Source organism: Ruegeria sp. SAZA006 (genome assembly GCF_059613465.1).
The window spans coordinates 1-20509 of sequence record NZ_JBXWSO010000014.1; the positions used below are offsets into that span (position 1 = coordinate 1).

Consider the following 20509-nt stretch of genomic DNA (forward strand, 5'->3'; position numbering starts at 1 on the left):
AAAGAGGCAGGTTTGGTCATGGGCAAAAGCTACGCAACCGTCCTGCCTGCCTCAAGACAAGTTCTTCTGACAAGACCCTGAGAAACATACAGTTCTGATAGAAGAAATGACGGAAGTCAGTCCCGGTTTGCGAATATTCCCTGTAAATTGCAGGTTATCAGGGAAATCCAGCCCAAAGCGACCCCGCTAAAATGCGACACTGAGACTCGCGCCTGAATTGTCCTCTGAATGTACGGTTTGCTTCGTCTCTGATTGAAAGCGCATGCGCCAACGCGCGGGAATTGCGTAACAATTCCGGATCAGAAAATACAACTGAAGTGAGACAGGTATGAGTGGCGGGGAGACAGGGATTCGAACCCTGGGGACGCTCTCACGCCCAACGGTTTTCAAGACCGCCGCATTCGACCACTCTGCCACCTCCCCGGCGCAGGCAGCGGTCTAGGACGAACATCGGTTGGTGGCAAGTCCAAAAGAGGGATTTCTTGCCGAAGCCGGACCCGCGGTCTTTCCTTGAAACAACCCGCAGGTTATGATTTGCGCAATGACTGCAGGAGGCCGGCAAAAGAACCGGTCGAACCGCGGTTGGGGCCAGCCACGCAAGGGCCCTACAGGCAAGGGATAACACAATATGAAGCGAGCGACAGAGACACGCTTTGGACCGCGGCCGTTGGCGGTGCTGGTTGTTGCATTGACTGCGCTGACGGGATGCGACGAAACTTTGAACGCAGGCAAGTCTTCCTCTGAGGCAGCCAGTGACGATGGGCAGACCCAAAGCAACACCACGGAACTGTTCCCCGAAGTCGCCAGCGGCTCTCAGCGCGATATTGAAGCGCCGGACGTCTTCGAAGTGACCGAGGCCGGGCTATGGGATGGGCGTCCCTCGTTGGGTGGCATCTGGGTGGCGCACCCCAGCGCATCTCAGCCCGAGCGGGTCGCCATCAAGAACACAAGCAACAACAAAACCGTGACGGGCGCCTTGTTCCGCCGGGAACGAAACCTGCCCGGGCCAGCCATTCAGGTGTCCTCGGCAGCGGCTGAAAAACTGGGAATGCTTGCCGGCGCTCCTGCCCGTCTGCAGGTGGTTGCACTCCGCCGTGAAACGGTCGAGCCGGAGCCTGCGCCGGAACCCGAAGCAGCCCCGACCGAAGAAACTGCAGACGCCGCCGAAGCAACCGCAGCCGAAGAAACCACAACGGCCGGGCCCGACGAAAAGGTCGAAGAAAAGCCGGCCAAGCGGAAATGGTGGCAGAAAAAGACACCTGAAAACACCGGTGCCATGGTCGCCGGTGCTGCCGCGGCCGGAGCGGCAGCAAGCGCAGCGGCCGAAGAAACTGCGCCCGCGATTGAGGAAGCGGCAGATGCGTCCGCGACCGCTGCATTGACGGATCCGGTTGTCGCACCGCCGCCCGCCCCGAAGAAACGCAAGTGGTGGCAGAAGAAAGATCCCAATGAAATTACCGAGACGCCGTTGGACCCGATCGCAGGTGCCGCGGCCGCCATTGACGCATCCGAGCCAACTCCGGTTGCTGCGGCCAGTGCCACAGCCGCATCGTCGAACCTGACCAAACCCTATGTTCAGATCGGAACGTTCGGAGTTGAAGCGAACGCGAAGGCCGCCGCCGAAAAGGTCCGCACGAACGGATTGGCGGCCGAAGTTCTGGAACTGGAGTCGGCTGGCAAGTCGGTCTGGCGTGTTCTGGTCGGCCCTGCCACAACGCGCGCCGAACGCAAAGCGATCCTCGGAGATATGAAAGACCTGGGCTTTACCGATGCCTTTATCGTGAAGAACTGAACAGGAGGGTCCAATGCTGACCTCACTCAAATCGGCTGTTCTGGCCGCGGGCCTTGCCCTGCTGGCCCTGCCGGTTCACGCCTTCGACACGTCCGCGCGCGCGGCCTATGTGATCGATCAGACGACAGGCACTGTGCTGTTGTCGAAGAATGCCGATGAACCGCTTCCACCGGCATCGATGTCCAAGCTGATGACGCTCTACGTTGCGTTCGAAGCTCTGCGCGACGGTCGACTGACGCTGGATGAAACGCTTCCGGTCTCGGAACATGCCATGAGCTATGGCGGCTCGACCATGTTCCTGAACACGCAGGACCGGGTCCGGGTCGAGGACCTGCTGCGGGGCATCATCGTCCTGTCCGGCAATGACGCCTGTGTCGTGATCGCCGAAGCGCTCAGCCCGGACGGCACCGAGGCCGGCTTTGCGCGCTACATGACCCAACGCGCCAGGCAGATGGGCATGAACCACTCGAACTTCACCAACTCGAACGGCTGGCCTGCTGCAGGTCACATGATGTCGGTGCATGATCTGGCCGTGCTGGCCGACAGGCTGATCACCGATTTTCCCGAATACTATCCGCTGTTTGCCGAGGAAACCTTCGAATTTGACGGCCGCGCCCCGTCGAACGTGAACAACCGCAACCCGTTGCTGAAACTGAATATCGGTGCCGATGGTCTGAAGACCGGCCACACGCAAGAGGCGGGCTATGGCCTTGTCGGTTCGGCCAAGCAAGGCGATCGCCGGGTGGTCTTCGTTCTTTCCGGGCTCGACAGCATCTCTCGCCGGGCAGAGGAGGCTGAGGCGGTGGTTAACTGGTCGTTTCGAAATTTTATCGAGAGGACAGTTGCCAACGCCGAAACGCCGATAGCACAGGCCAAAGTGTGGATGGGCGCACAAAAGACGGTTGGGCTTGTGCCCGACGGTGACCTCACCCTTCTGTTTCCCGTTCTGGGCGATCAGAACGTGCAGGCCGAAGTCGTGTATCAAGGCCCGATCAACGCTCCGATCGCCAAGGGCCAACAACTGGCCGAACTTGTGATACAACCCGAAGGTTTGCCCGAAATCCGGCGTCCCCTTGTCGCGGCCGAGGATGTGGCGATGGGCGGGTTTTTGGTGCGGCTTTTGACCGTGGGCGGCATCGTCCTGAAAGACATGATCAATACCCCACTGGAGTCGATGTGAGCCCGCGCGATCTGTTCTTGACATTCGAGGGGATCGACGGTTCGGGCAAGTCCACGCAGGCCCGCAGGCTGGCAGAAAGCCTCGAGGCGGCCGGATATGACGTTGTTCTGACGCGCGAGCCGGGCGGTTCGCCCGGGGCCGAAGAAATTCGCCGGTTGGTCCTGGAAGGCGACCCCGACAGGTGGTCGGCGGAAACCGAAATTCTTCTGTTCACGGCCGCACGACGCGATCATTTGGAGCGCACGATCGAACCGGCCTTGAATGCCGGTAAGATCGTGATTTGCGATAGGTTCGCCGACAGCACCCGAATGTATCAGGGCCTGTCGCGCGGAGATCTGCGCGCGCTGGTGGACCAACTCCACGGCCTGATGATCGGCCGCGAGCCCGATCTGACCTTGCTGATCGATATGGATCCGGAAATCGGGCTCTCCCGCGCCAAAGGCCGGCAAGGCACCGAAGAACGGTTCGAGGATTTTGGCCCGGCCCTTCAGAAACGCATGCGCTCGGGTTTCCTTGCGCTGGCGGACGAGTTCAAAGACCGGTTCCGTGTGATCGATGGCAATCGCGACGTGGACAGCGTGGCCGTGGATGTGAGAGAAACCGTCCTGAAGGTTCTGCGGTAATTCACGAATGAGCGACGACACACCCACACCGGACCAGGCGCCCGGCGCGCTTCACCCGCGCGAAACACGCAGGCTGTTTGGACAGGATGCGGCCGAGCAAGCCTTCCTGACCGCCTTTGCGTCTGACCGGCTGCATCACGCGTGGCTTCTGACCGGCCCTCGCGGCGTGGGCAAAGCCACGCTGGCATGGCGCATCGCGCGGTTTCTGTTGGCCACGCCGCTGCAACAGGATGACGGGCTGTTCGGTGCGCCCGAGGCTCCGACGACACTCGACATCGCGCCGGACCACCCGGTTGCAGCAAGGATGCTGGCCGGCGCCGAACCCGGTCTGGCCGCGATCACCAGATCCTTGAATGATCAGGGCCGCCTGCGCAACGAGATCGTTGTCGATGACATCCGAAAACTGGGGCGCTTCTTCGGCCTCAGTTCAGCGGACGGAGGGCGCCGCGTGGTTATCGTGGATGCGGCGGACGAAATGAATGTCAGCGCCGCAAACGCGTTGTTGAAAATGCTCGAAGAGCCCCCTGCCCGCACGACACTGCTTCTGGTTTCGCATCAGCCGTCACGGCTGTTGCCGACGATCCGCTCGCGGTGCCGCACCCTGCGCCTGTCACCGCTGTCGCCGGAGGATATGAAATCGGCGCTGGCACAGACCGGCGCCGAGTTGCCTCCGCAATCCGATCACCTCCCGGCTTTGGCCGCCGGTTCCGTAGGCGACGCGGTACGGCTGATCAATCTGGGCGGAATGGAGATTTATGCCGAGCTGATCCAGATACTTGGCACCCTGCCCCGCCTCGACCGCCAGCGCGCGCTGGCTTTGGCCGAAGCGGCCGCGCAGCGCGGAGCAGCCGAGCGCTATGACCTGCTTTTGAATCTGATTGACATCGCCCTTTCTCGCCTTGCTCTGACAGGTGCGACCGGCGCGCCTCCGCAGCCCGAAGCTGCGCCAAACGAGTCCGAAGTGCTATTGCGCCTGTCATCCTCGCGCCCCCAAGCCTTGGGCTGGGCCGAGGCCGCATCCATCATCACGGCCCGTGCACGGCACGGGCAGGCGGTGAACCTTGACCCTGTCGCCGTCGTCCTAGATACGGTGTTCAAGATTCAGGAAACCGCCGGTCCGAGCAGATGAGCGACACGCCCCAACCTCCCGCAATCACTGACAGCCATTGCCATCTGGATTTCCCGGATTTCGAGGGCCAGCTGGACGCAATCATCGCTCGTGCGGCCGAAGCCGGCGTGACGCGCATGGTGACGATCTGCACGCGTCTGCGCAATGAACCGACCGTGCGCGCGATCGCCGAAACATATGCCCCGGTTTTCTACGCTGCCGGCACCCACCCCATGAGCGCGTCCGAAGAGCCACTGGCAAGCGTCGACGAACTTGTCGAATTGTCCCGACATCCGAAATTTGTCGGCATCGGCGAAACCGGGCTGGACTATCACTACACCGCCGACAGCGCCGAAATCCAAAAACGCTCGTTGCGGGTTCACATTCAGGCCGCCCAAAGTACAGGCTTGCCGCTGATCATTCACGCCCGTGCAGCCGACGAGGACATGGTGACAATCCTGCAAGACGAGTTTCGGAACGCACCTTACTCCTGTGTGATGCATTGCTTCTCGTCCTCGGCCGAACTGGCACGGGCGGCGTTGGATTTGGGGTTCTACCTCTCCATGTCCGGCATCGCGGCATTTCCAAAAAGCCAAGAGCTGAGGGATATCTTTGCGGCAGCGCCTGTCGATCGAATTCTGGTAGAGACCGACGCGCCATATCTGGCCCCGCCGCCCCACCGGGGCAAGCGGAACGAGCCCGGCTATACCGCTTTCACCGCCCGGGTCGGCGCCGAGCTGTTTGGCATGGACTACCCGGACTTTGCCGCGCAGACCCAAGAGAACTTTGATCGACTGTTTGCGAAGGCGGCCGCCTACCCGGTTGCCGCATGAGCATGCTGCGGTTCACCATCCTGGGCTGTGGCTCCTCTGGCGGCGTCCCCCGGTTGGGTGGGCATTGGGGAGATTGTGACCCGCAAAATCCGCGCAATATCCGCCGCCGATGCTCGATGCTGGTTGAACGGGACGGGCCGGACGGCACGACCTCGGTATTGATCGACACGACCCCGGACATGCGCAGCCAACTGCTGGACACCGGAACCGGACGCCTCGACGCCGTTGTCTACACACACTCGCATGCCGATCATGTCCACGGCATCGATGACCTGCGCATGATCGTTTTCAACATGCGCGCGCGGGTACCCGTTTGGGCGGATGGCGACACGCAAAACGCATTGCTGGGGCGGTTCGGCTACGCCTTCATTCAACCCGAAGGCTCGCCCTATCCACCGATCCTCGACCTGAAGACCATTGACGGCCCGTTCGAGATAGACGGTCCGGGAGGATCAATCCCGTTTCGCCCGTTCAAGGTGAACCACGGATCGATCGATGCGCTTGGTTTTCGTATGAACAACTTGGCCTATCTGCCTGATGTTGCGGAAATCTACGATGATGCCTGGCCCGAGCTTCAGGGATTGGACTGCCTCGTGATTGACGCGCTGCGCCGGAACCCGCATCCGACCCATGCCCACCTGGAAAAGACCCTTGGCTGGATCGAACAGCTAAAGCCTGCTCGGGCGGTTCTGACCAATATGCACATCGATCTGGACTATGCAGTCGTCGATGCCGAGACCCCGGACCATGTCGAGCCTGCCTATGACGGCATGGTGATCCGGCAGCCATTGTAGGACATCGGATTGCACGCGCTTCCCCCAGCTCTGACCGAACTGCCTGGATTGAGGTCGTGACATGTTGCAAAGCCTGATCGACGTCATCCTTCCGGTCTTTCTTGTGATTGGGGCCGGCTATGTCTCGACGCTGACGGGTTACTTCAAAGAAGTGCATATCGACGGGCTGATGAAGTTCACGCAGGGGTTCGCAATCCCCTGCCTGCTGTTTCTGGCCATCGCCCATCTGGACCTGAGCGCCAGCTTTGACCCGCGCCTTCTGGGCAGTTTCTATACCGCCGCAGCTCTGTGTTTCCTTGCGGGGGTTTTCGGCGCTCGCCTGATATTCAAGCGCGAATGGGAAGACTGCGTCGCGATCGGGTTCTGCTGCCTGTTTTCGAACTCGGTCCTGCTGGGCCTGCCAATCACCGAACGCGCCTATGGGCCCGACAACCTGACCGGAAACTATGCGATCATCGCGTTCCACTCGCCGTTCTGCTACTGCGTCGGTATTACCGTGATGGAGGTCATCCGCAACCGAGGCAATGGCGGTATGCGCATGGCCCGATCCGTGCTTTCGGCAATGTTCAAGAACGCGCTGATCCTGGGTATCGCTCTGGGCTTCATCGTCAATCTCACGGGTGTCGGTATTCCGGCTGTGGCAGACGAGGCCCTGAGCCTGGTGACCCGCGCCGCATTGCCCGGCGCCCTATTCGCCCTGGGCGGAGTTCTGGTCAAATACAAGCCCGAAGGCGACCTGCGGACAATCGGCTATGTTTGCTGCGTTTCACTTGTTCTGCATCCAAGCCTGGTTTGGCTGTTCGGTACAGCGACCGCCCTGCCGCAAGATCTTTTCCGCTCGGGCGTTCTGAACGCGGCGATGGCGCCCGGTTTCAACGCCTACATTTTCGCCAATATGTACGGCCGGGCCAAACGAGTTGCCGCCTCTTCGGTATTGATCGGCACAGGCGTGTCCATTCTTACGGTATGGATGTGGTTGACGTTGCTCGGGTAAAGACGAATTGACTTTGCGGGAGGGCGCCACACCTATCCCGAAACAGAATAAGGAAGCCCGAGTATGCCGACTGCCGTCATCGTAGCGCATGGCCAACCCTCCGACCCAGACCCGGCCGAGGCATCCCTGGCCAAACTGGCCACTCGGATCGATCAACTGACGGATAGAGTCACAGTCAGATCGGCGACCCTCGCCTCGCCAGGTGCATTGGAAAAAGTCCTTGATGACATTCCGGACGGCAGCGTGATTTATCCGTTGTTTATGGCGAAAGGGTGGTTTGTGACTTCTGCGCTTCCCAAACGCCTTGAAGGGCGTGCAGTACGGCAACTCGACCCGCTGGGCGTTGACCCGCAGCTACCCAACCTGGTGGCGCGCGCCCTGCGACCTTTGATCGACGAGCAAGGTTGGAGCACCACGTCGACGGATCTGCTGATTGCCGCACACGGCTCAGGCCGCAGCCGCAACCCGGCAGCCGTCACCCACGAATTCGCTGACCGTTTGGCCGGGTTGATATCACTGAAATCAACCCGCTGCGGATTCGTCGAAGAAGCCCCATCGATCAGTGACGCTGCGAAGATGACCGGGGACCATGCGATCTGCCTGCCGTTCTTTGCCTGCACCGGGGGCCACGTGTTGGATGATATTCCCGCCGAGCTGGGCAAGGCCGCTTTTCGTGGCCCGGTGCTGCCTGTGGTCGGCGAGTTGGATGAAATCCAGTCGCATATCGCGCGGACATTGGACGGGGCTTTCGCTGCTTAGCCAAGCAGCCAGCCTATCGACGCACCGGTCTACTCTGCTGCGCGCGCTTCTTCGGAATAGAAGCGATGGCAAGACCGACCGTTTCGCTTGGCCTCGTACAGGGCCAAATCCGCCGCGTGCAGAATCTCAGCCGGTTTCGGGGACAGGAACTGTGTCGTTAGGGCGGTCCCGATGCTCGCCGAAATCGCGCAGGTCTCGCCCTCGAAAACCATTGGTTTCTGAAGGCGGCCAATCAGGCGATTGGCGATCCGTTCAAGTTGAGCCCTGCTCGACAGGCTTTTGAATATCAGAACAAATTCATCGCCGCCGATCCGGGCGACCGTATCGTCGCTGCGGGTTTCTTCCAGCATGATCCGGGCGGCCTGGGACAGGACATAGTCGCCCGCGGCATGTCCCAATTCGTCGTTCACGGCTTTGAAGAAATCCAGATCCAGATGCATTAAGGCAAAAGTGGATTTCGTTGAAACCAAATGCTCGAGGATATGGTCCATCGCGCGCCGGTTCTTGAGGCCGGTCAGAGTATCGGTATAGGCCTGTTCCTCGGCCGCAAGCATTGCCCCCTGAAGCCGCAGGTTCAACGACCTCGAAGCCTCCATCGCTGCAGACTTGGCCTCGACTAGATATAGCAATTCAATCGCGAGATCGGTTCCCGAGAAATCCGCGCTTGTCAGGGCATAGTCACGTACGGCGTCCAGGATCGAGATCCCGAAGGACAGGTTGATAACCGCACCTGCATCGTCAGGCAGCGGTGCCACCAACCCCTTCAATGCTGTGCGCGGTTCATCGTGAAACTTGAGATGAAGCTTGGTACCTGCCGTCGCCATCAATGCCGGCAGGGTCGTCACGGTTCTGGGCCTTACCAGTTCAAATATTTCCAGAAAATCGCTGCCAACCATTGGCTGGTCCGGGCGCAGTTTTTGCAGTGTCGGCCCGACCTGAAGGATACGCCCATCCTGATCCACCAAGGTGAACATTGGGCACAACGTCTCCAACATCCTGCCCAGTTGATCCAGATCCATCATCAGTTCCGCGCTCCCAGATCAAAGTGACGCCCCTCGGCAAAGGCGCTTTCGACCAGAACCATCGAGATGACGTCCACCCCGCCTTGATGCCCGGCATGCGTCAGAATCACGAGCGCGCCATAGTCGTCCGCCATTGCTCGCAAAATCCCGATCATGACATTGGCATAGCCATCCAGCCCGGGATGGCAGTGCAGTTCGAATTCGGTGGGCGAGCGCTCCTGCAGTTCCAGGGCAGGCAACTCAAGGTCAGAGACCGCCAGTTTGACCCGATCGGCCAGATCATCCAAAGACTGCAGAAACTCGACATAGGTGACGCCGCCAAAGCGCAGAAGGCGCCGCAACCCTTCCATGTTGGGGTGTGAGACCAGATAGGTTCCGAGATCCTCCAGGAACTCGTCCCGCGAACGGTTCAGTTGATCGCAGACCACGTCCAGCAGGCGATATGACTTTTCCCGGTCGTATACGAGCATCGCTTCGAACTCGGCGAACCCAAGTTCAGCGGCCTCGGTCGCCCGAAGCCAGCGCTCACGCCCATACGTCGCGCATACAAACGATTGAACTGCCTTGTTGATCAATCCGTGCATGAATGCCCTCAAAAAGGTTTCATGCCCGATCCCACCTCAAAGATCTTAACAAAGGCCAAATGCGGAAGTTCAAGATGGGGAAAATTAACCAAAATCTCAGACTGAGACATCCTGCCGTTCCAGCTGCCTGCCCGGTGGGGCGCTATCAGAAATCGGTCGGCGCGCCCCCTTCGGCTTTGCGCCGTGCGACGAAGTCAGCCAGTTCCTCTCGGATGGCTTCATCCATCGGCGGAGCCTCAAAACTGTTGATGATCTCCTTGAACATCAGATGCGCCCGTTCGGCTGTCCAGATCCCACCCGCGACTTCCCAGCCCTCGTAGTTTTTCCAATCGCTCAGGAAGGGTTGATAGAACGCGGTGGTATAGCGATCCTGGGTGTGTTGGATGCCAAAGAAGTGCCCATCGTTCCCGACCGCGCGGATGGCTTCCAGTGCGATTTCGTCTGGGCCTGTGGCGCAGATCTCAGGCTGCATATACCTTTGAATTTGCTGCAATATCTCGCAGTCCATGATGAACTTCTCCGGACTCGCGATCAGACCGCCCTCCAGCCATCCGGCTGCGTGATAGACCATATTGGTCCCCGACTGCACCGCCGCCCAGAGTGAATTCGACGTCTCCCAGACGGCCTGGCCGTCCGGCACATTGGCCGCGCAGACACCGGACGAGCGCAAGGGCAGCCCATAGAACCGCGCCATCTGGCCGGTCATCTGGGTCGACCGGATGTATTCAGGCGTGCCAAACGCGGGCGCACCGGACTTCATGTCGACATTCGAGGTGAATGTCCCGATGACACAGGGGATGCCGGGCCGGACGTACTGGAACAAGGCAATCGCACACAGCGCCTCGGCCAGCGACTGCGCAACTGCCCCAGACATCGTAACCGGGGCCATCGCCCCCGCCAACGTGAAAGGCGTGACGACGATCGCCTGCCCCCGCCGGGCCAGACGCAGGCACCCGTCGATCATCGGGTGGTCGTGTTTCAGAGGCGAGGTCGAGTTGATGTTGGTGTACATGCGCGGTGACGCCTCGAATTCCTCGTGGCTGAGACCGCCTGCGATGCGCACCATTTCCATGACATCCTCGACGCGCTCTTTGCCCAGCGAATAGGCATGCATCGCCTTGTCCGTCAGCGTCAGTTTGTCATACAGGACATCCAGGTGCCGGACGCTGGCGTGCAGGTCAACCGGCTCGACCGGGTAGCCCCCGGCAAAATGGATGCAGTTGAAATACTGCGTCAGCTTCAACAGGTTCCGGCACATTTCACGGTTGCCGGGTACCTTCTTGCCGATCTCCATGTCCCAGTAGTTCGGCGGTGACGAGACATTTCCGAACAACATCGTCTTGCCGCCGATCTCGATCGTGTGGTTCGGGTTGCGCGGCGTGATGGTAAAGGTCGACGGCGCCTTGGCGACCATTTCCATAACGAAGTCACGACCCATGCGCACGTTGTCGCCGTTGACGATGCATCCGGCCTCACGCAGGATCTCCAAGGCTTCTTGATTGTAGAACTCGATGCCGATTTCCTCGAGAATACGCATGGCGCCGTCATGGATGGCTTCGACGCCCTCCGGGCCCAACGGTTCGGTTGGCCGGTCGATGTTGATCGGTGGATTCCATGGCATCTGGTCGATGACTGCCGCACCTCGGCGCGCTGCAGCGCCTGCGCGTCCACCACCCCTGCGCTTGCGAGTATTCGTGTCGGCCATCTGTTCCTCCGGCGTTTGTTACTCTCAAACAAGACCCGAAGTCCGGCCTCTGGCCGCTCTGTCTGCGACAGCCAAGGTCGGTTTCAACTCATGAACCGCCGATTTTCAGGCAAGGTGCTTTAACGAAGGTTCAGCCAGCCGGGGATGTGGCTGATATCGGGAAGAACGACATCTGCCATCGGTGCAAGATCCTCAACCTTGGCCAATCCGGTCAGAACACCGATCGTGGTCATGCCGGCGGCGCGACCGGCCTCCAGATCGTGCAGACTGTCGCCGACCATGGCGATCCGGTCCGGTGGGACGCCAACATGCTGGGCAAAAGCCAACAACTGGCCGGGCCCAGGCTTGAACCCGTGGCCACTGTCATACCCCGCAATGAAATCGAAATAGGCCTCGATTCCGACCGAGGCCAGGTGCCGTTTCGCCGGCATCTCGCCGTCATTGGTCGCAACACCCAGCTTCTTGCCGGCGTCTTTCAAGGATTGCAGAAACGGTGCAAGCGCAACGGCCTCGACCTGAGGCGCATGAGCAGAGGCCGCATTCAGAGCCTGGATCAGATTCTCGCGGGACCAGCCGTCAAGGTCGGGGAACAACGCGTCGGCGACCTCATCAACGGTGCCAGCGATCACGATACTGTCCTCGGAATAGGTCTCTGTCGCAAAGTCAAAGCCAATGCTCTTTCCAAGCACGGACGCACGCGCATTGTCGCCCTCGCTCAGACGCAGCAGCACCGCCTTGCCGAACGCCCCCCAGGTGGCGGCGAAATCAAACAGGGTTCCGTCCTTGTCAAAAACCAGCGCATCAATCGACATGCATTCTTGCTCCTGCGCGGACCCGTTCAGGTCCAATGAACATCCGCGCCGCCTGACAGGACGCTTCGGGCCTGGGCCGGTTGATCGTAGGGGACAGCGTTTGCGTCACAAAAGGCCAACACCCACGAATCGTCAAGCATCAGAAATTCCAGCACCGAAGCAAGAAACTCGGGCTCTGTGGCGCGGTCCCTCAGGTCATCCGTCGACGCGCCGGTCGAACCAAGGAAAACAGGCAACAATTCATCGTTCCCAACAAGCCACCCAAGCGCTTTCAAGGCCAAAGTTTCAGCGAATTCGGCAGAGATCGGCATGATCAGGCCCCGGTTCGAAGATTTGGAAAGGGTTTGTTAACCAGACTCATAAACACTTTGGCAAGGCATGCAATCTACGGTGAAAACAATGTCCGTGCAGGGAACCATCCTTGTCCTCGACGGGGTCTCGACCAATCGCATCATGCTGAAGGTGCAGCTGACGGCGGCGTGGTATCATGTTGTGCAGGGCGAGAAGCTGGCTGGTCTTGGGGCGTTGCTGCGGCGGACCCGGCCGGATCTGGTGCTGACGGCCCAGACACTGCCAGACGGAGACGCGGCCGACGTCAAAAGACTGATGCTGTCCGATCCGGCCCTGCAGGATGTCCCTGTGGTCGCGATTGCGCCTCAGAACGACCGGACCGCCCGGCTGCGGAACCTGTCCGAGGGGCTGGATGACGTTCTGGCCTATCCGTTCAAAGATACGCTGTTGCTGGCGCGTGTGCGAAGCCTGCTGCGCGCCCGTGCGGAAACTCAGGATCTGAAGAACAGTGGCAACCCTCAATCCGTGGGATTTGCCGAAGCCCCCGCTGCAATGATCACGCCCAAGCGGCATGGCCAGATCGCCGTCTTGGCCCACACCGCACGTACTCGCACGCTGTGGCACAAAGCCCTGAACGGGCGAACGCAGCATTCGGTGTGCAGCCATACCCTGCCCAACCTCAGCGGCGTCTTGTCCGGCACCATACCTGACGCGATTGTTGTCGAACTGAACAGCGATCCATCCGGGCTGAACATGTTGGCCGACCTCAAGTCCCGCACCGGCACCCGGCGAACCGCTCTGATCGGAATCATTCCCGATGACAACGCCACTCTTGCCGCCGAGGCCTTGGATCGTGGCGCCGATGCAATTTGCCTCGGAGGGTTCTGCCCTGACGAAGTATCTCTTCGGGTCGAGGCGTTGATTGCACGCAAGGCGCATGACGAGCAAATGCGCGACTCGTTGCGCCGTGGGCTTGAGGAATCGTGGATCGACACGCTGACCGGCCTGAACAACCGTCGTTTCGCACAGACCGCTATGGACCAATTGTTGAACAGTTCGGTGCACAAGCAGCGGGGTTTTGCGATCATGCTGGCCGACCTGGACCATTTCAAATCCATCAATGACCGTTACGGCCACAGTGCCGGCGACAGGGTTTTGGTCGAGGCCGGAAAACGGATGAAACGTGCTTTCGGGCCTGACGGTTTCCTCGCCCGCATCGGAGGAGAGGAGTTCCTGTTCGGACTGCCAAACGCGACCCGCGAAAAGGCGCTCAGGAAGGCGGCCGATATTTGCAGCGGCGTCAGCAGCTTACCGATCGTCCTGCCGGACATTCCTGCCCGGCTTCCGGTGACGGTCAGCATCGGGCTGAAGGTGTGCGAGCCACCCTTCTCCCTACTTCCGGACAGCTCACTGTCAGCCGAAAGCCTGATCAAATGCGCGGACAAGGCGCTTTATGCGGCAAAACAGGCCGGCCGGAACCAGGTGTGGATGAAACAGAACGCGGCCTAAGCGGGTCAGTCTTTGCGTTTCTTGGGATCCGGGCGCCGCTTCAACACGTCTTCCAAGCGGTCGGCATAAGCTTTTCGTTCTTCGTCGGACATGGCCGAAACCCGAGCCAGCCATTGCTCTTGCAGAGCCGCCTGGATTTCGTCATTCGCCCTAGCTTGTTCTTCCAGCAGGTTCTGGACTTCATCGCGGTCGAACGGAACGGCCCGCAGTGCCTTGCCAAGCGCCTTGAAATCACGAGACCTTTTCTCGGCCCCGCGCCGATGCTTGTCGGCCAGATCGCCTCTCAGCGCCTTGCGCTCCGGATCGGGAAGAGCGCGGTACAGGGCAGGTCCAAATCCGGGAGGAACATTTTCCCGCGCACCATGAAAGCGCAGCGCAGTCCCGATGATCACCCCGGCGACAAGCAGGTTCAGGCCAAGGGAAACAACCAGAAGCACAGGCACCCAGCGCCGTGGGGGTTTGACGTCTTCATTCATTCCGCTTCCTCCAGAAACGCGGCCTCGAGACCGAGATTGGCGACCAGGTAGGATGCATCCTGGGTCATTATGTAATTTGCCGGGTCCGGCAGAAAGGACGGCGCGGCAAAGCCGACCCATGCGCCAACCACGCTGGCCGCCGCAAGCCCACTGAGCGCCTGCCAGCCCCCGAGACCGGCAATAAGATTGCCCAGAAACCCTTGTGACTTGGGTTTCGCTGTTTTCGTTGCCGCAAGCCGGATGGCCTCGGCATCCGTCAGGATACGAACGGCCAAATCGTCGGGCAGATCAACATGTGCCTGCCGTGCCTCGGCAAACAAAAGATCCAGTTCTGTATCTTGGTCAGACATGGTCATACCCCAACTCTTCCTGACGGCCTGACAGTATGGCCGTCAACGACCGCTTTCCGCGGGCAACAAGACTTTCCACCGCTTCTACGGAAATCCTCATGATTCCCGCGATTTCCGGATTGGACAACTCCTCGATATGCCTGAGTATGACAGCTTCGCGCTGCCGTTCGGGCAATTGTGCCAAGGCCGCTTGCAACGCGTCCACGCGGGCGTTCTGCTGCATACGATCCACGACACTGGGCTGGTCGTCCTCAGGCTCTGGCACATCGTCCAATGTGCCTGCCGTTTTCTTCCGCCGCAGATCGACACACAGGTTCAAGACCACGCGGTACAACCAGGTCGAGATCTTGGCCTGCCCCGGAACCCAGTCCGCCGCCACTTTCCACAGCCGAAGCATCGCTTCCTGGGTTACGTCTTCGGCCTCTGCTCTGTTGTTCAACATACGCAGAGCAACCGAATAGCACCGCGGCCCCAACCGATCGGTCAGCAGGCGTGCTGCCTGAGCGTCGCCTTCGGCAAACCGTTTCAGCAACACGTCGTCGCTGCAGGCATCCGCGGCGACCGTGTCGCCGCGGACAGTATGCGCAGAGGACGGCACGTCCCTTATCCTGCGTCAGTTGTTGTCTGGGTCCGGGCGGCCACCCTTCTTGTGGTGCCGACCCATTCCATCCCGTGCATTGGCGAACTCCTGCTCGGACAGAGATCCGTTTCCATCCGCATCGAGGCGGTCAAACATCTTGTCAGCCCGGCGCGGTTTCGGCAACTCGTCCGTAGTCAGAAAACCGTCTTTGTCGGCATCATGACGCTCGAACATGTCGGAAACGCGGTCGTTTGCCTTCTTCTGGGCCTCGGCCTGCATTTCTTCGACGCTGATCTTTCCGTCACCGTCGGTATCGGCCGAGGTGAACTTCTGCAGGCGATGGGCCTCCATCTCGGCCTTGGTCACCTGGCCGTCACCGTTGGCATCCAGCTCCTGAAAGCTGACCGGTTCACGGTCGCGAGGTCCTTTGGCCAGCGCAGCCGTCCCGGTGACGGCAACTGCAGACAGAATGATGGCCGAGATAAGTTTTGCGCTCTTCATTGCTCGTTTCCTTTGTTGTCGCGGCCCTGTGCCGCTGCTTACATTCATTCAAACGCGGACCGGCAAAGTTTCCGTCGCTGTCCGCAAATTTTTTTCCGGCATTGAAACCTGCATTTCGGGTCAATATTTTTGAGAGGGTCGGTGCAAAGCGACGCACCCCCCTTTTCTGCGGGATGGAACAAGCGCAATATCCCCGAAATCCGAGCGCGAGTATCAAGATGACAGATCAAACCATCGACACCCTCCCTCAGGAGGAACGCCCCACGTGGCCCGCCATCGTGAAAGGGTTCCGGTGCAAATGCCCCAACTGCGGCAAAGGCAAGCTGTTGCATAGCTACCTGAAGGTGAATGATACCTGCGCAAACTGCGGTCAGGAATTGTTTCACCACAGGGCAGATGACGGGCCGGCCTATTTGACCATTCTGCTGGTCGGACACCTTCTGGCTCCGGCGCTGCATGTCACTTACGTCGGCCTGCGCCCGTCTCCGTGGGCCATGGCAATCGGCTTTTCGATCGCGTGCGTTGCGCTGTCGCTGTTCCTTCTGCCCAGACTCAAAGGAGCGGTCGTCGGCTTTCAATGGGCCCGGAAGATGCACGGGTTCGACGACAGCAAGTGATCCGTTAATGCAGCTGAGCCTCTCATGACCGTGGACAAATCCGCAATTCGCGACGCCGCGACGATCATCGTTTTGCGCGACCGTTTTCGAACCCCATCGATCCTGATGGGCCAACGTGGTGCCGCGGCGGCCTTCATGCCGAACAAGTTCGTGTTTCCGGGAGGTGCCGTGGATGCCGAGGACGCGCTAGTTCCGCTGGCCACTCCGGTACCGGAGATTTGCCGGCAACGGCTGAGCGATCAGGCCCCTGCCGGGCTGCATGTGCCACTGGCGGCGGCGGCAATTCGCGAGTTGTGGGAGGAGACCGGCCTTATCCTCGGTGCCCGGGATACCTGGCCGGGTCCGGTTCCACATGCCTGGACCGGCTTCGCGGAAAGAGGCTACATTCCGTCGGCTGAAGCGCTGCAGTTCGTGTTCCGCGCGGTTACCCCGCCCGGACGCCCACGACGGTTCGACGCCCGGTTTTTTCTTTTGGACGCAGATGCCATCGACGGAGATCTGGACGACTTCAGCCAGGCTTCAGATGAGCTGTCACATCTACAGTGGATTCCGTTGGAACAGGCGCGGGAGTTCGACTTGCCGTTCATCACCGAGGTTGTTCTGTCGGAAGTCGAGGCGCGCGTATCAGATACAACGCCCCCCGACTCTGTGCCGTTCTTTCTGAACAACGAAGAAGCCAGCCTGTTCCAGCGCCTCAAGGGCCACCCGATGCCCGAAGCAGACTGAGCCACCCTATTTCATTCGGCTTACCACAACTGTGACTTCGGGCTTTTTGCCGATTTCGATCTGCGAACTTTGGCGAACGATGCGACGCATGGCTTCTTCCAGCTTGTCATCGTCACGCAGCGTTTTGACCTCAGCCCGCATCAGGAACTGGTTCAGGTCCTCTTCCAGCACCTCGATCAATCCGGCCCGGGACACCCCTGTTTCCGGCAGGCCCATGGTATCGCACCAAGGTTCGCCCAGTGGCTCGTCGTCTTCGTCCAGGATGACAGTTACGGTCACGTGCCCGTTCAGGGCCATGCGGATACGGTCCCGCACCACACCGTCCAGCGCGCCAATCTTGACGGAACCGTCCAGATAGGTCCGGCCGGTCTCGACATAATCCACGACCTCGGGCGCGTTCCCGGACAGATCCAGCATCGTTCCATTGACCGCCAGAACTCCGGCACGCCCCCCGACCTCGGCCAGCTTGGCGTGTTCCCGCAGATGCCTGTGTTCACCGTGCATTGGAACGACGATCTGAGGATCGACCAAGGCATGCATCTGCTCGAGATCGGGGCGGTTGGCGTGGCCGGAAACGTGATACAAGCCAGCGCTGTCATCGACCACGTCGACGCCTTTTTCGCTCAGTTGGTTCATGATGCGGATCACACCGCGTTCATTCCCCGGAATGGTCTTCGAGGAGAACAGGAACAGGTCGCCATCCTTCAGCTCGATCCCCCGGTACTTGCCACGCGCCAGCTGCGCGCTGGCCGCGCGGCGCTCACCCTGGCTGCCGGTGACGATCAGCATCAGGTTCTGGCGGGGCAGATCCAAGGCTTCCTCAGCGCTGATCACGCGGGGAAAATCAGACAGGATACCGGTTTCGGTCGCAGCCTCGATCATGCGGCGCATGGCCCGGCCCAACAGAACCACCGACCGACCCGCCCGCTGCCCGGCCTCGGCCAGCGTTTTGACCCGCGCGACATTCGACGCAAAGGTCGTTGCAACCACCATACCGGTCGCGTCTTCGACCAATTGAGTGATGGCCGGCCCGACCTCCGACTCCGAACGGCCGGGATGCGAGGAAAACACGTTGGTGCTGTCACAAACCAACGCCTTGACCCCGGGCTTGGCCACTTCGGCCCAAAGATCGGGATCAAACGGTTCGCCCACAACCGGATTGGTGTCCAGTTTGAAATCACCGGTATGCACGACACGGCCGGCCGGTGTATCGATCACCAGCGCCGCGCTCTCGGGGATCGAATGCGAAACGGGCAGGAACCCGACCGTAAACGGACCAGCCTTGATCTGCTCGGGCCAGGCGGACACGATGCGCACAGCTTCGGGGGGATGTCCGGCATCTTCCATTTTGCGGCGCGCGATATTTGCGGTGAAGGCACGCGCGTAGACCGGCGCGCCAAGGGCCTCATGGCAATGGGCCACGGCGCCAACGTGATCCTCGTGCGCATGGGTGACGAAGATCGCCTCAAGCCGATCCGCACGTTCCTTCAACCACGAAATGTCGGCGTAGATCAGATCGACGCCCGGCGTTGTATCCATGTCGGGAAAGGTCACGCCCAGATCGACCAGGATTAGTCGTTCCTGACCGGGTTTGCCATAGCCGTAGACATAGGCGTTCATACCGATTTCGCCCGCGCCGCCGAGCGGCAAGTAGATCAGTCTTTCGCTGCTCATGCCGAGCCAGTATCCTTGTTGTAGCGATGGATCACGGTAAGCCCGTGCATCGTCAGATCGTCTTCAATTGCATCAAAGCCCACATCGGCCTGATCAAACAGCGGTGCAAGACCGCCAGTCCCTATGACCTTCATGGGCATTCCGTATTCCGCCTTGATCCTGTCGATCAAGCCTTCGATGAGGCCGGAATACCCCCAATACACACCTGATTGGATACATCCAACAGTGTTTGTGCCAATGACTTTCTCGGGTCGCGTCACGTCGATATGCGGCAGAGCTGCAGCGCCCTGGTGCAAGGCCTCGAGACTGAGGTTCACGCCGGGGGCGATTACCCCCCCGACATAGGCGCCATCGGCAGCGACCACATCGAAATTCGTGGCGGTTCCGAAATCCACCACCACGACATTCCCGCCGTGTCGATCAAATGCACCGGCCGCATTCGCCAGCCGGTCAGGACCGGGAATCGTCCCCTCATCAACGCGCGGCGCCACCGGCAACTCGCAATCGGGCTTGCCCACCACCAGCGGCCGGCATCCAAAGAACCGGTCGGCAAAGACGCGCAGGTTGAACACCACCCGCGGCACGGTCGAGGCGATGATGACGTCGGTGATGTCAGCTTCGATCCCGTAGTGTTTCACCAAGGTCGAGTACCAGGTGAAGTAAGCGTCGGCCGTGCGGGCATGGTGGGTCGAGGTGCGCAGCGTACACAGGAATTTCTCGCCATCCCAGATCGAGAAAACGGTGTTCGTGTTGCCGCAGTCAATGGCCAGAAGCATATGCGCCCCTTTCAGAAATACACGTCTGCCGCCGGAATGCTGACGCGGCCCTTGGCGGTGTTTAGGACAAGGTTACCGCCCGCGTCCACCGTTTCAAAGGTCCCGACGGTTTCCGAAGCACCTGTGCGCGCGGTGATCACCTCGCCCAGCTTCGCCGCCCGAGCCAGCCACGCTTTGCGGATCGGTTCAAACCCGTAGGTGACAAACTGGTTTTCGAGCTTCGCGTAGGCATCGGCGAGTTCGGTCAGAAAATCCTCGGCGGACACCTGAGCCCCGGTTTCCGACAGCAACGAAACTGGCCGCAGAGCCCCCTGCTCGACTGTCTCCGGAGCGGGCGCGTCCGCGAGGTTCACCCCGACACCGATCGCAAGATGGGATACGCCCCGCCCCTGCCCCGTGCTTTCCAGCAGGATGCCAGCCAGTTTCCCGCCGTTCAACAGAACGTCATTCGGCCATTTCAGTGCGAACCCCTGCGCGCGACCGGTGACCGAGACACAGGCATCAAAAAGCGCCAGTGCCGCCACAAAGCTGCGCAGGGCCGCCTGCTCTGGATTGCCCTCGGGCCGAAGCAACAAGGTCGCTGCCAGGTTGCCCTGGGGGTTGGACCACGCCCGGCCGCGCCTGCCACGCGCAGCGGTTTGATGATGCGCCATGATCCAGACCGGACCCGCAGCAGTGGGTGCGATCCGAGCAGCCTCGTTCAGGGTGCTGTCAACTTCCTGCAGGATATGCAGACCGTATCCTTGGGGCCAGGTGTTCATGCCAAAAAGGCCCGGCCTGATGGCCGAGCCCCTTTCCAAGCT

The 20509-nt window shown here is 60.3% G+C and carries 23 protein-coding genes and 1 tRNA gene; 11 read left to right on the top strand and 13 right to left on the bottom strand.

Annotated elements, in window-relative coordinates:
• Window positions 1-333: 333 nt before the first annotated feature.
• Window positions 334-423 (bottom strand) — tRNA-Ser (locus tag AC2FNZ_RS12090).
• Window positions 424-628: 205 nt separating this feature from the next.
• Here AC2FNZ_RS12090 and AC2FNZ_RS12095 point away from each other — a divergent pair.
• The 8 genes from AC2FNZ_RS12095 to AC2FNZ_RS12130 all read left to right on the top strand — a co-directional run bounded on the left by AC2FNZ_RS12095 (window position 629) and on the right by AC2FNZ_RS12130 (window position 8083).
• On the top strand, window positions 629-1792 hold the full coding sequence (locus AC2FNZ_RS12095; RefSeq protein WP_496840801.1) for an SPOR domain-containing protein: 1164 nt from the start codon (window positions 629-631) through the stop codon (window positions 1790-1792).
• A 13-nt stretch (window positions 1793-1805) separates the two neighbouring features.
• A complete protein-coding gene (locus tag AC2FNZ_RS12100) occupies window positions 1806-2972 on the top strand; it encodes a D-alanyl-D-alanine carboxypeptidase family protein (protein WP_496840802.1) in 1167 nt (388 codons plus the stop codon).
• Complete coding sequence (gene tmk / locus AC2FNZ_RS12105) at window positions 2969-3595, top strand: dTMP kinase (protein ID WP_496840803.1); 627 nt, start codon at window positions 2969-2971, stop codon at window positions 3593-3595. The genes AC2FNZ_RS12100 and tmk overlap by 4 nt, the downstream gene beginning before the upstream one ends.
• Window positions 3596-3602: 7 nt before the next feature.
• Window positions 3603-4724 carry a DNA polymerase III subunit delta' gene (locus tag AC2FNZ_RS12110; protein WP_496840804.1) on the top strand — a complete coding sequence of 374 codons (1122 nt, stop codon included), beginning with the start codon at window positions 3603-3605 and terminating at the stop codon, window positions 4722-4724.
• Window positions 4721-5536: a TatD family hydrolase gene (locus AC2FNZ_RS12115; protein ID WP_496840805.1), complete on the top strand. Its 816-nt coding sequence runs from the start codon at window positions 4721-4723 to the stop codon at window positions 5534-5536. The genes AC2FNZ_RS12110 and AC2FNZ_RS12115 overlap by 4 nt, the downstream gene beginning before the upstream one ends.
• On the top strand, window positions 5533-6330 hold the full coding sequence (locus tag AC2FNZ_RS12120) for an MBL fold metallo-hydrolase (RefSeq protein WP_496840806.1): 798 nt from the start codon (window positions 5533-5535) through the stop codon (window positions 6328-6330). Before AC2FNZ_RS12115 ends, AC2FNZ_RS12120 begins: the two co-directional genes overlap by 4 nt.
• A 61-nt stretch (window positions 6331-6391) precedes the next feature.
• Window positions 6392-7324, top strand: coding sequence for an AEC family transporter (locus tag AC2FNZ_RS12125; RefSeq protein ID WP_170341050.1), 933 nt, complete (start codon window positions 6392-6394; stop codon window positions 7322-7324).
• A 63-nt stretch (window positions 7325-7387) separates the two neighbouring features.
• Window positions 7388-8083 carry a CbiX/SirB N-terminal domain-containing protein gene (locus AC2FNZ_RS12130; RefSeq protein ID WP_496840807.1) on the top strand — a complete coding sequence of 232 codons (696 nt, stop codon included), beginning with the start codon at window positions 7388-7390 and terminating at the stop codon, window positions 8081-8083.
• A gap of 29 nt (window positions 8084-8112) precedes the next feature.
• On the opposite strand, the gene AC2FNZ_RS12135 is transcribed toward AC2FNZ_RS12130, so the two are convergent.
• The 5 genes from AC2FNZ_RS12135 to AC2FNZ_RS12155 all read right to left on the bottom strand — a co-directional run bounded on the left by AC2FNZ_RS12135 (window position 8113) and on the right by AC2FNZ_RS12155 (window position 12517).
• Window positions 8113-9105, bottom strand: a complete 993-nt coding sequence (locus tag AC2FNZ_RS12135) for a diguanylate cyclase domain-containing protein (protein WP_496840808.1) — start codon at window positions 9103-9105, stop codon at window positions 8113-8115.
• Window positions 9105-9689, bottom strand: coding sequence for a heme NO-binding domain-containing protein (locus AC2FNZ_RS12140; RefSeq protein ID WP_480752887.1), 585 nt, complete (start codon window positions 9687-9689; stop codon window positions 9105-9107). The genes AC2FNZ_RS12135 and AC2FNZ_RS12140 overlap by 1 nt, the downstream gene beginning before the upstream one ends.
• A gap of 145 nt (window positions 9690-9834) precedes the next feature.
• Entirely contained in the window at window positions 9835-11394 is a 1560-nt protein-coding gene (locus AC2FNZ_RS12145) for a trimethylamine methyltransferase family protein (protein WP_496840809.1), read from the bottom strand.
• Between the two features lie 119 nt (window positions 11395-11513).
• Window positions 11514-12206, bottom strand: coding sequence for an HAD family hydrolase (locus AC2FNZ_RS12150; RefSeq protein ID WP_496840810.1), 693 nt, complete (start codon window positions 12204-12206; stop codon window positions 11514-11516).
• Window positions 12207-12232: 26 nt separating this feature from the next.
• Complete coding sequence (locus AC2FNZ_RS12155; protein WP_093964931.1) at window positions 12233-12517, bottom strand: DUF3572 domain-containing protein; 285 nt, start codon at window positions 12515-12517, stop codon at window positions 12233-12235.
• Window positions 12518-12605: 88 nt separating this feature from the next.
• On the opposite strand from AC2FNZ_RS12155, the gene AC2FNZ_RS12160 reads away from it, so the two are divergent.
• Entirely contained in the window at window positions 12606-14006 is a 1401-nt protein-coding gene (locus AC2FNZ_RS12160; protein WP_496840811.1) for a diguanylate cyclase, read from the top strand.
• Between the two features lie 5 nt (window positions 14007-14011).
• On the opposite strand, the gene AC2FNZ_RS12165 is transcribed toward AC2FNZ_RS12160, so the two are convergent.
• Genes AC2FNZ_RS12165 through AC2FNZ_RS12180 form a run of 4 tightly spaced genes read right to left on the bottom strand, consistent with a single transcriptional unit; the run spans window position 14012 to window position 15913 of the window.
• Window positions 14012-14482, bottom strand: coding sequence for a periplasmic heavy metal sensor (locus AC2FNZ_RS12165; RefSeq protein WP_496840812.1), 471 nt, complete (start codon window positions 14480-14482; stop codon window positions 14012-14014).
• Window positions 14479-14838, bottom strand: coding sequence for a hypothetical protein (locus tag AC2FNZ_RS12170; protein ID WP_496840813.1), 360 nt, complete (start codon window positions 14836-14838; stop codon window positions 14479-14481). The genes AC2FNZ_RS12165 and AC2FNZ_RS12170 overlap by 4 nt, the downstream gene beginning before the upstream one ends.
• The gene (locus tag AC2FNZ_RS12175; RefSeq protein ID WP_496840814.1) at window positions 14825-15430 is read right to left on the bottom strand and encodes an RNA polymerase sigma factor; all 606 of its coding nucleotides are present in this window, start codon (window positions 15428-15430) and stop codon (window positions 14825-14827) included. Before AC2FNZ_RS12175 ends, AC2FNZ_RS12170 begins: the two co-directional genes overlap by 14 nt.
• Window positions 15431-15445: 15 nt before the next feature.
• The gene (locus AC2FNZ_RS12180; RefSeq protein WP_496833845.1) at window positions 15446-15913 is read right to left on the bottom strand and encodes an EF-hand domain-containing protein; all 468 of its coding nucleotides are present in this window, start codon (window positions 15911-15913) and stop codon (window positions 15446-15448) included.
• Between the two features lie 218 nt (window positions 15914-16131).
• Between AC2FNZ_RS12180 and AC2FNZ_RS12185 the strand changes: the two genes are divergently transcribed.
• Together AC2FNZ_RS12185 and AC2FNZ_RS12190 are read left to right on the top strand one after the other, a co-directional pair.
• Entirely contained in the window at window positions 16132-16530 is a 399-nt protein-coding gene (locus AC2FNZ_RS12185; protein ID WP_093964925.1) for a DUF983 domain-containing protein, read from the top strand.
• 24 nt (window positions 16531-16554) lie between these two features.
• On the top strand, window positions 16555-17256 hold the full coding sequence (locus AC2FNZ_RS12190; protein ID WP_496833846.1) for an NUDIX hydrolase: 702 nt from the start codon (window positions 16555-16557) through the stop codon (window positions 17254-17256).
• Window positions 17257-17262: 6 nt separating this feature from the next.
• Here the strand turns inward: AC2FNZ_RS12190 and AC2FNZ_RS12195 are convergent, their stop codons facing one another.
• The 3 genes from AC2FNZ_RS12195 to AC2FNZ_RS12205 are packed head-to-tail and all read right to left on the bottom strand — an operon-like array spanning window position 17263 to window position 20467.
• Window positions 17263-18930, bottom strand: coding sequence for a ribonuclease J (locus AC2FNZ_RS12195; protein ID WP_496840815.1), 1668 nt, complete (start codon window positions 18928-18930; stop codon window positions 17263-17265).
• Window positions 18927-19706 carry a type III pantothenate kinase gene (locus AC2FNZ_RS12200; protein ID WP_093964922.1) on the bottom strand — a complete coding sequence of 260 codons (780 nt, stop codon included), beginning with the start codon at window positions 19704-19706 and terminating at the stop codon, window positions 18927-18929. Before AC2FNZ_RS12200 ends, AC2FNZ_RS12195 begins: the two co-directional genes overlap by 4 nt.
• Before the next feature lie 11 nt (window positions 19707-19717).
• Complete coding sequence (locus tag AC2FNZ_RS12205) at window positions 19718-20467, bottom strand: biotin--[acetyl-CoA-carboxylase] ligase (protein ID WP_496840816.1); 750 nt, start codon at window positions 20465-20467, stop codon at window positions 19718-19720.
• Between the last annotated feature and the right edge of the window lie 42 nt (window positions 20468-20509).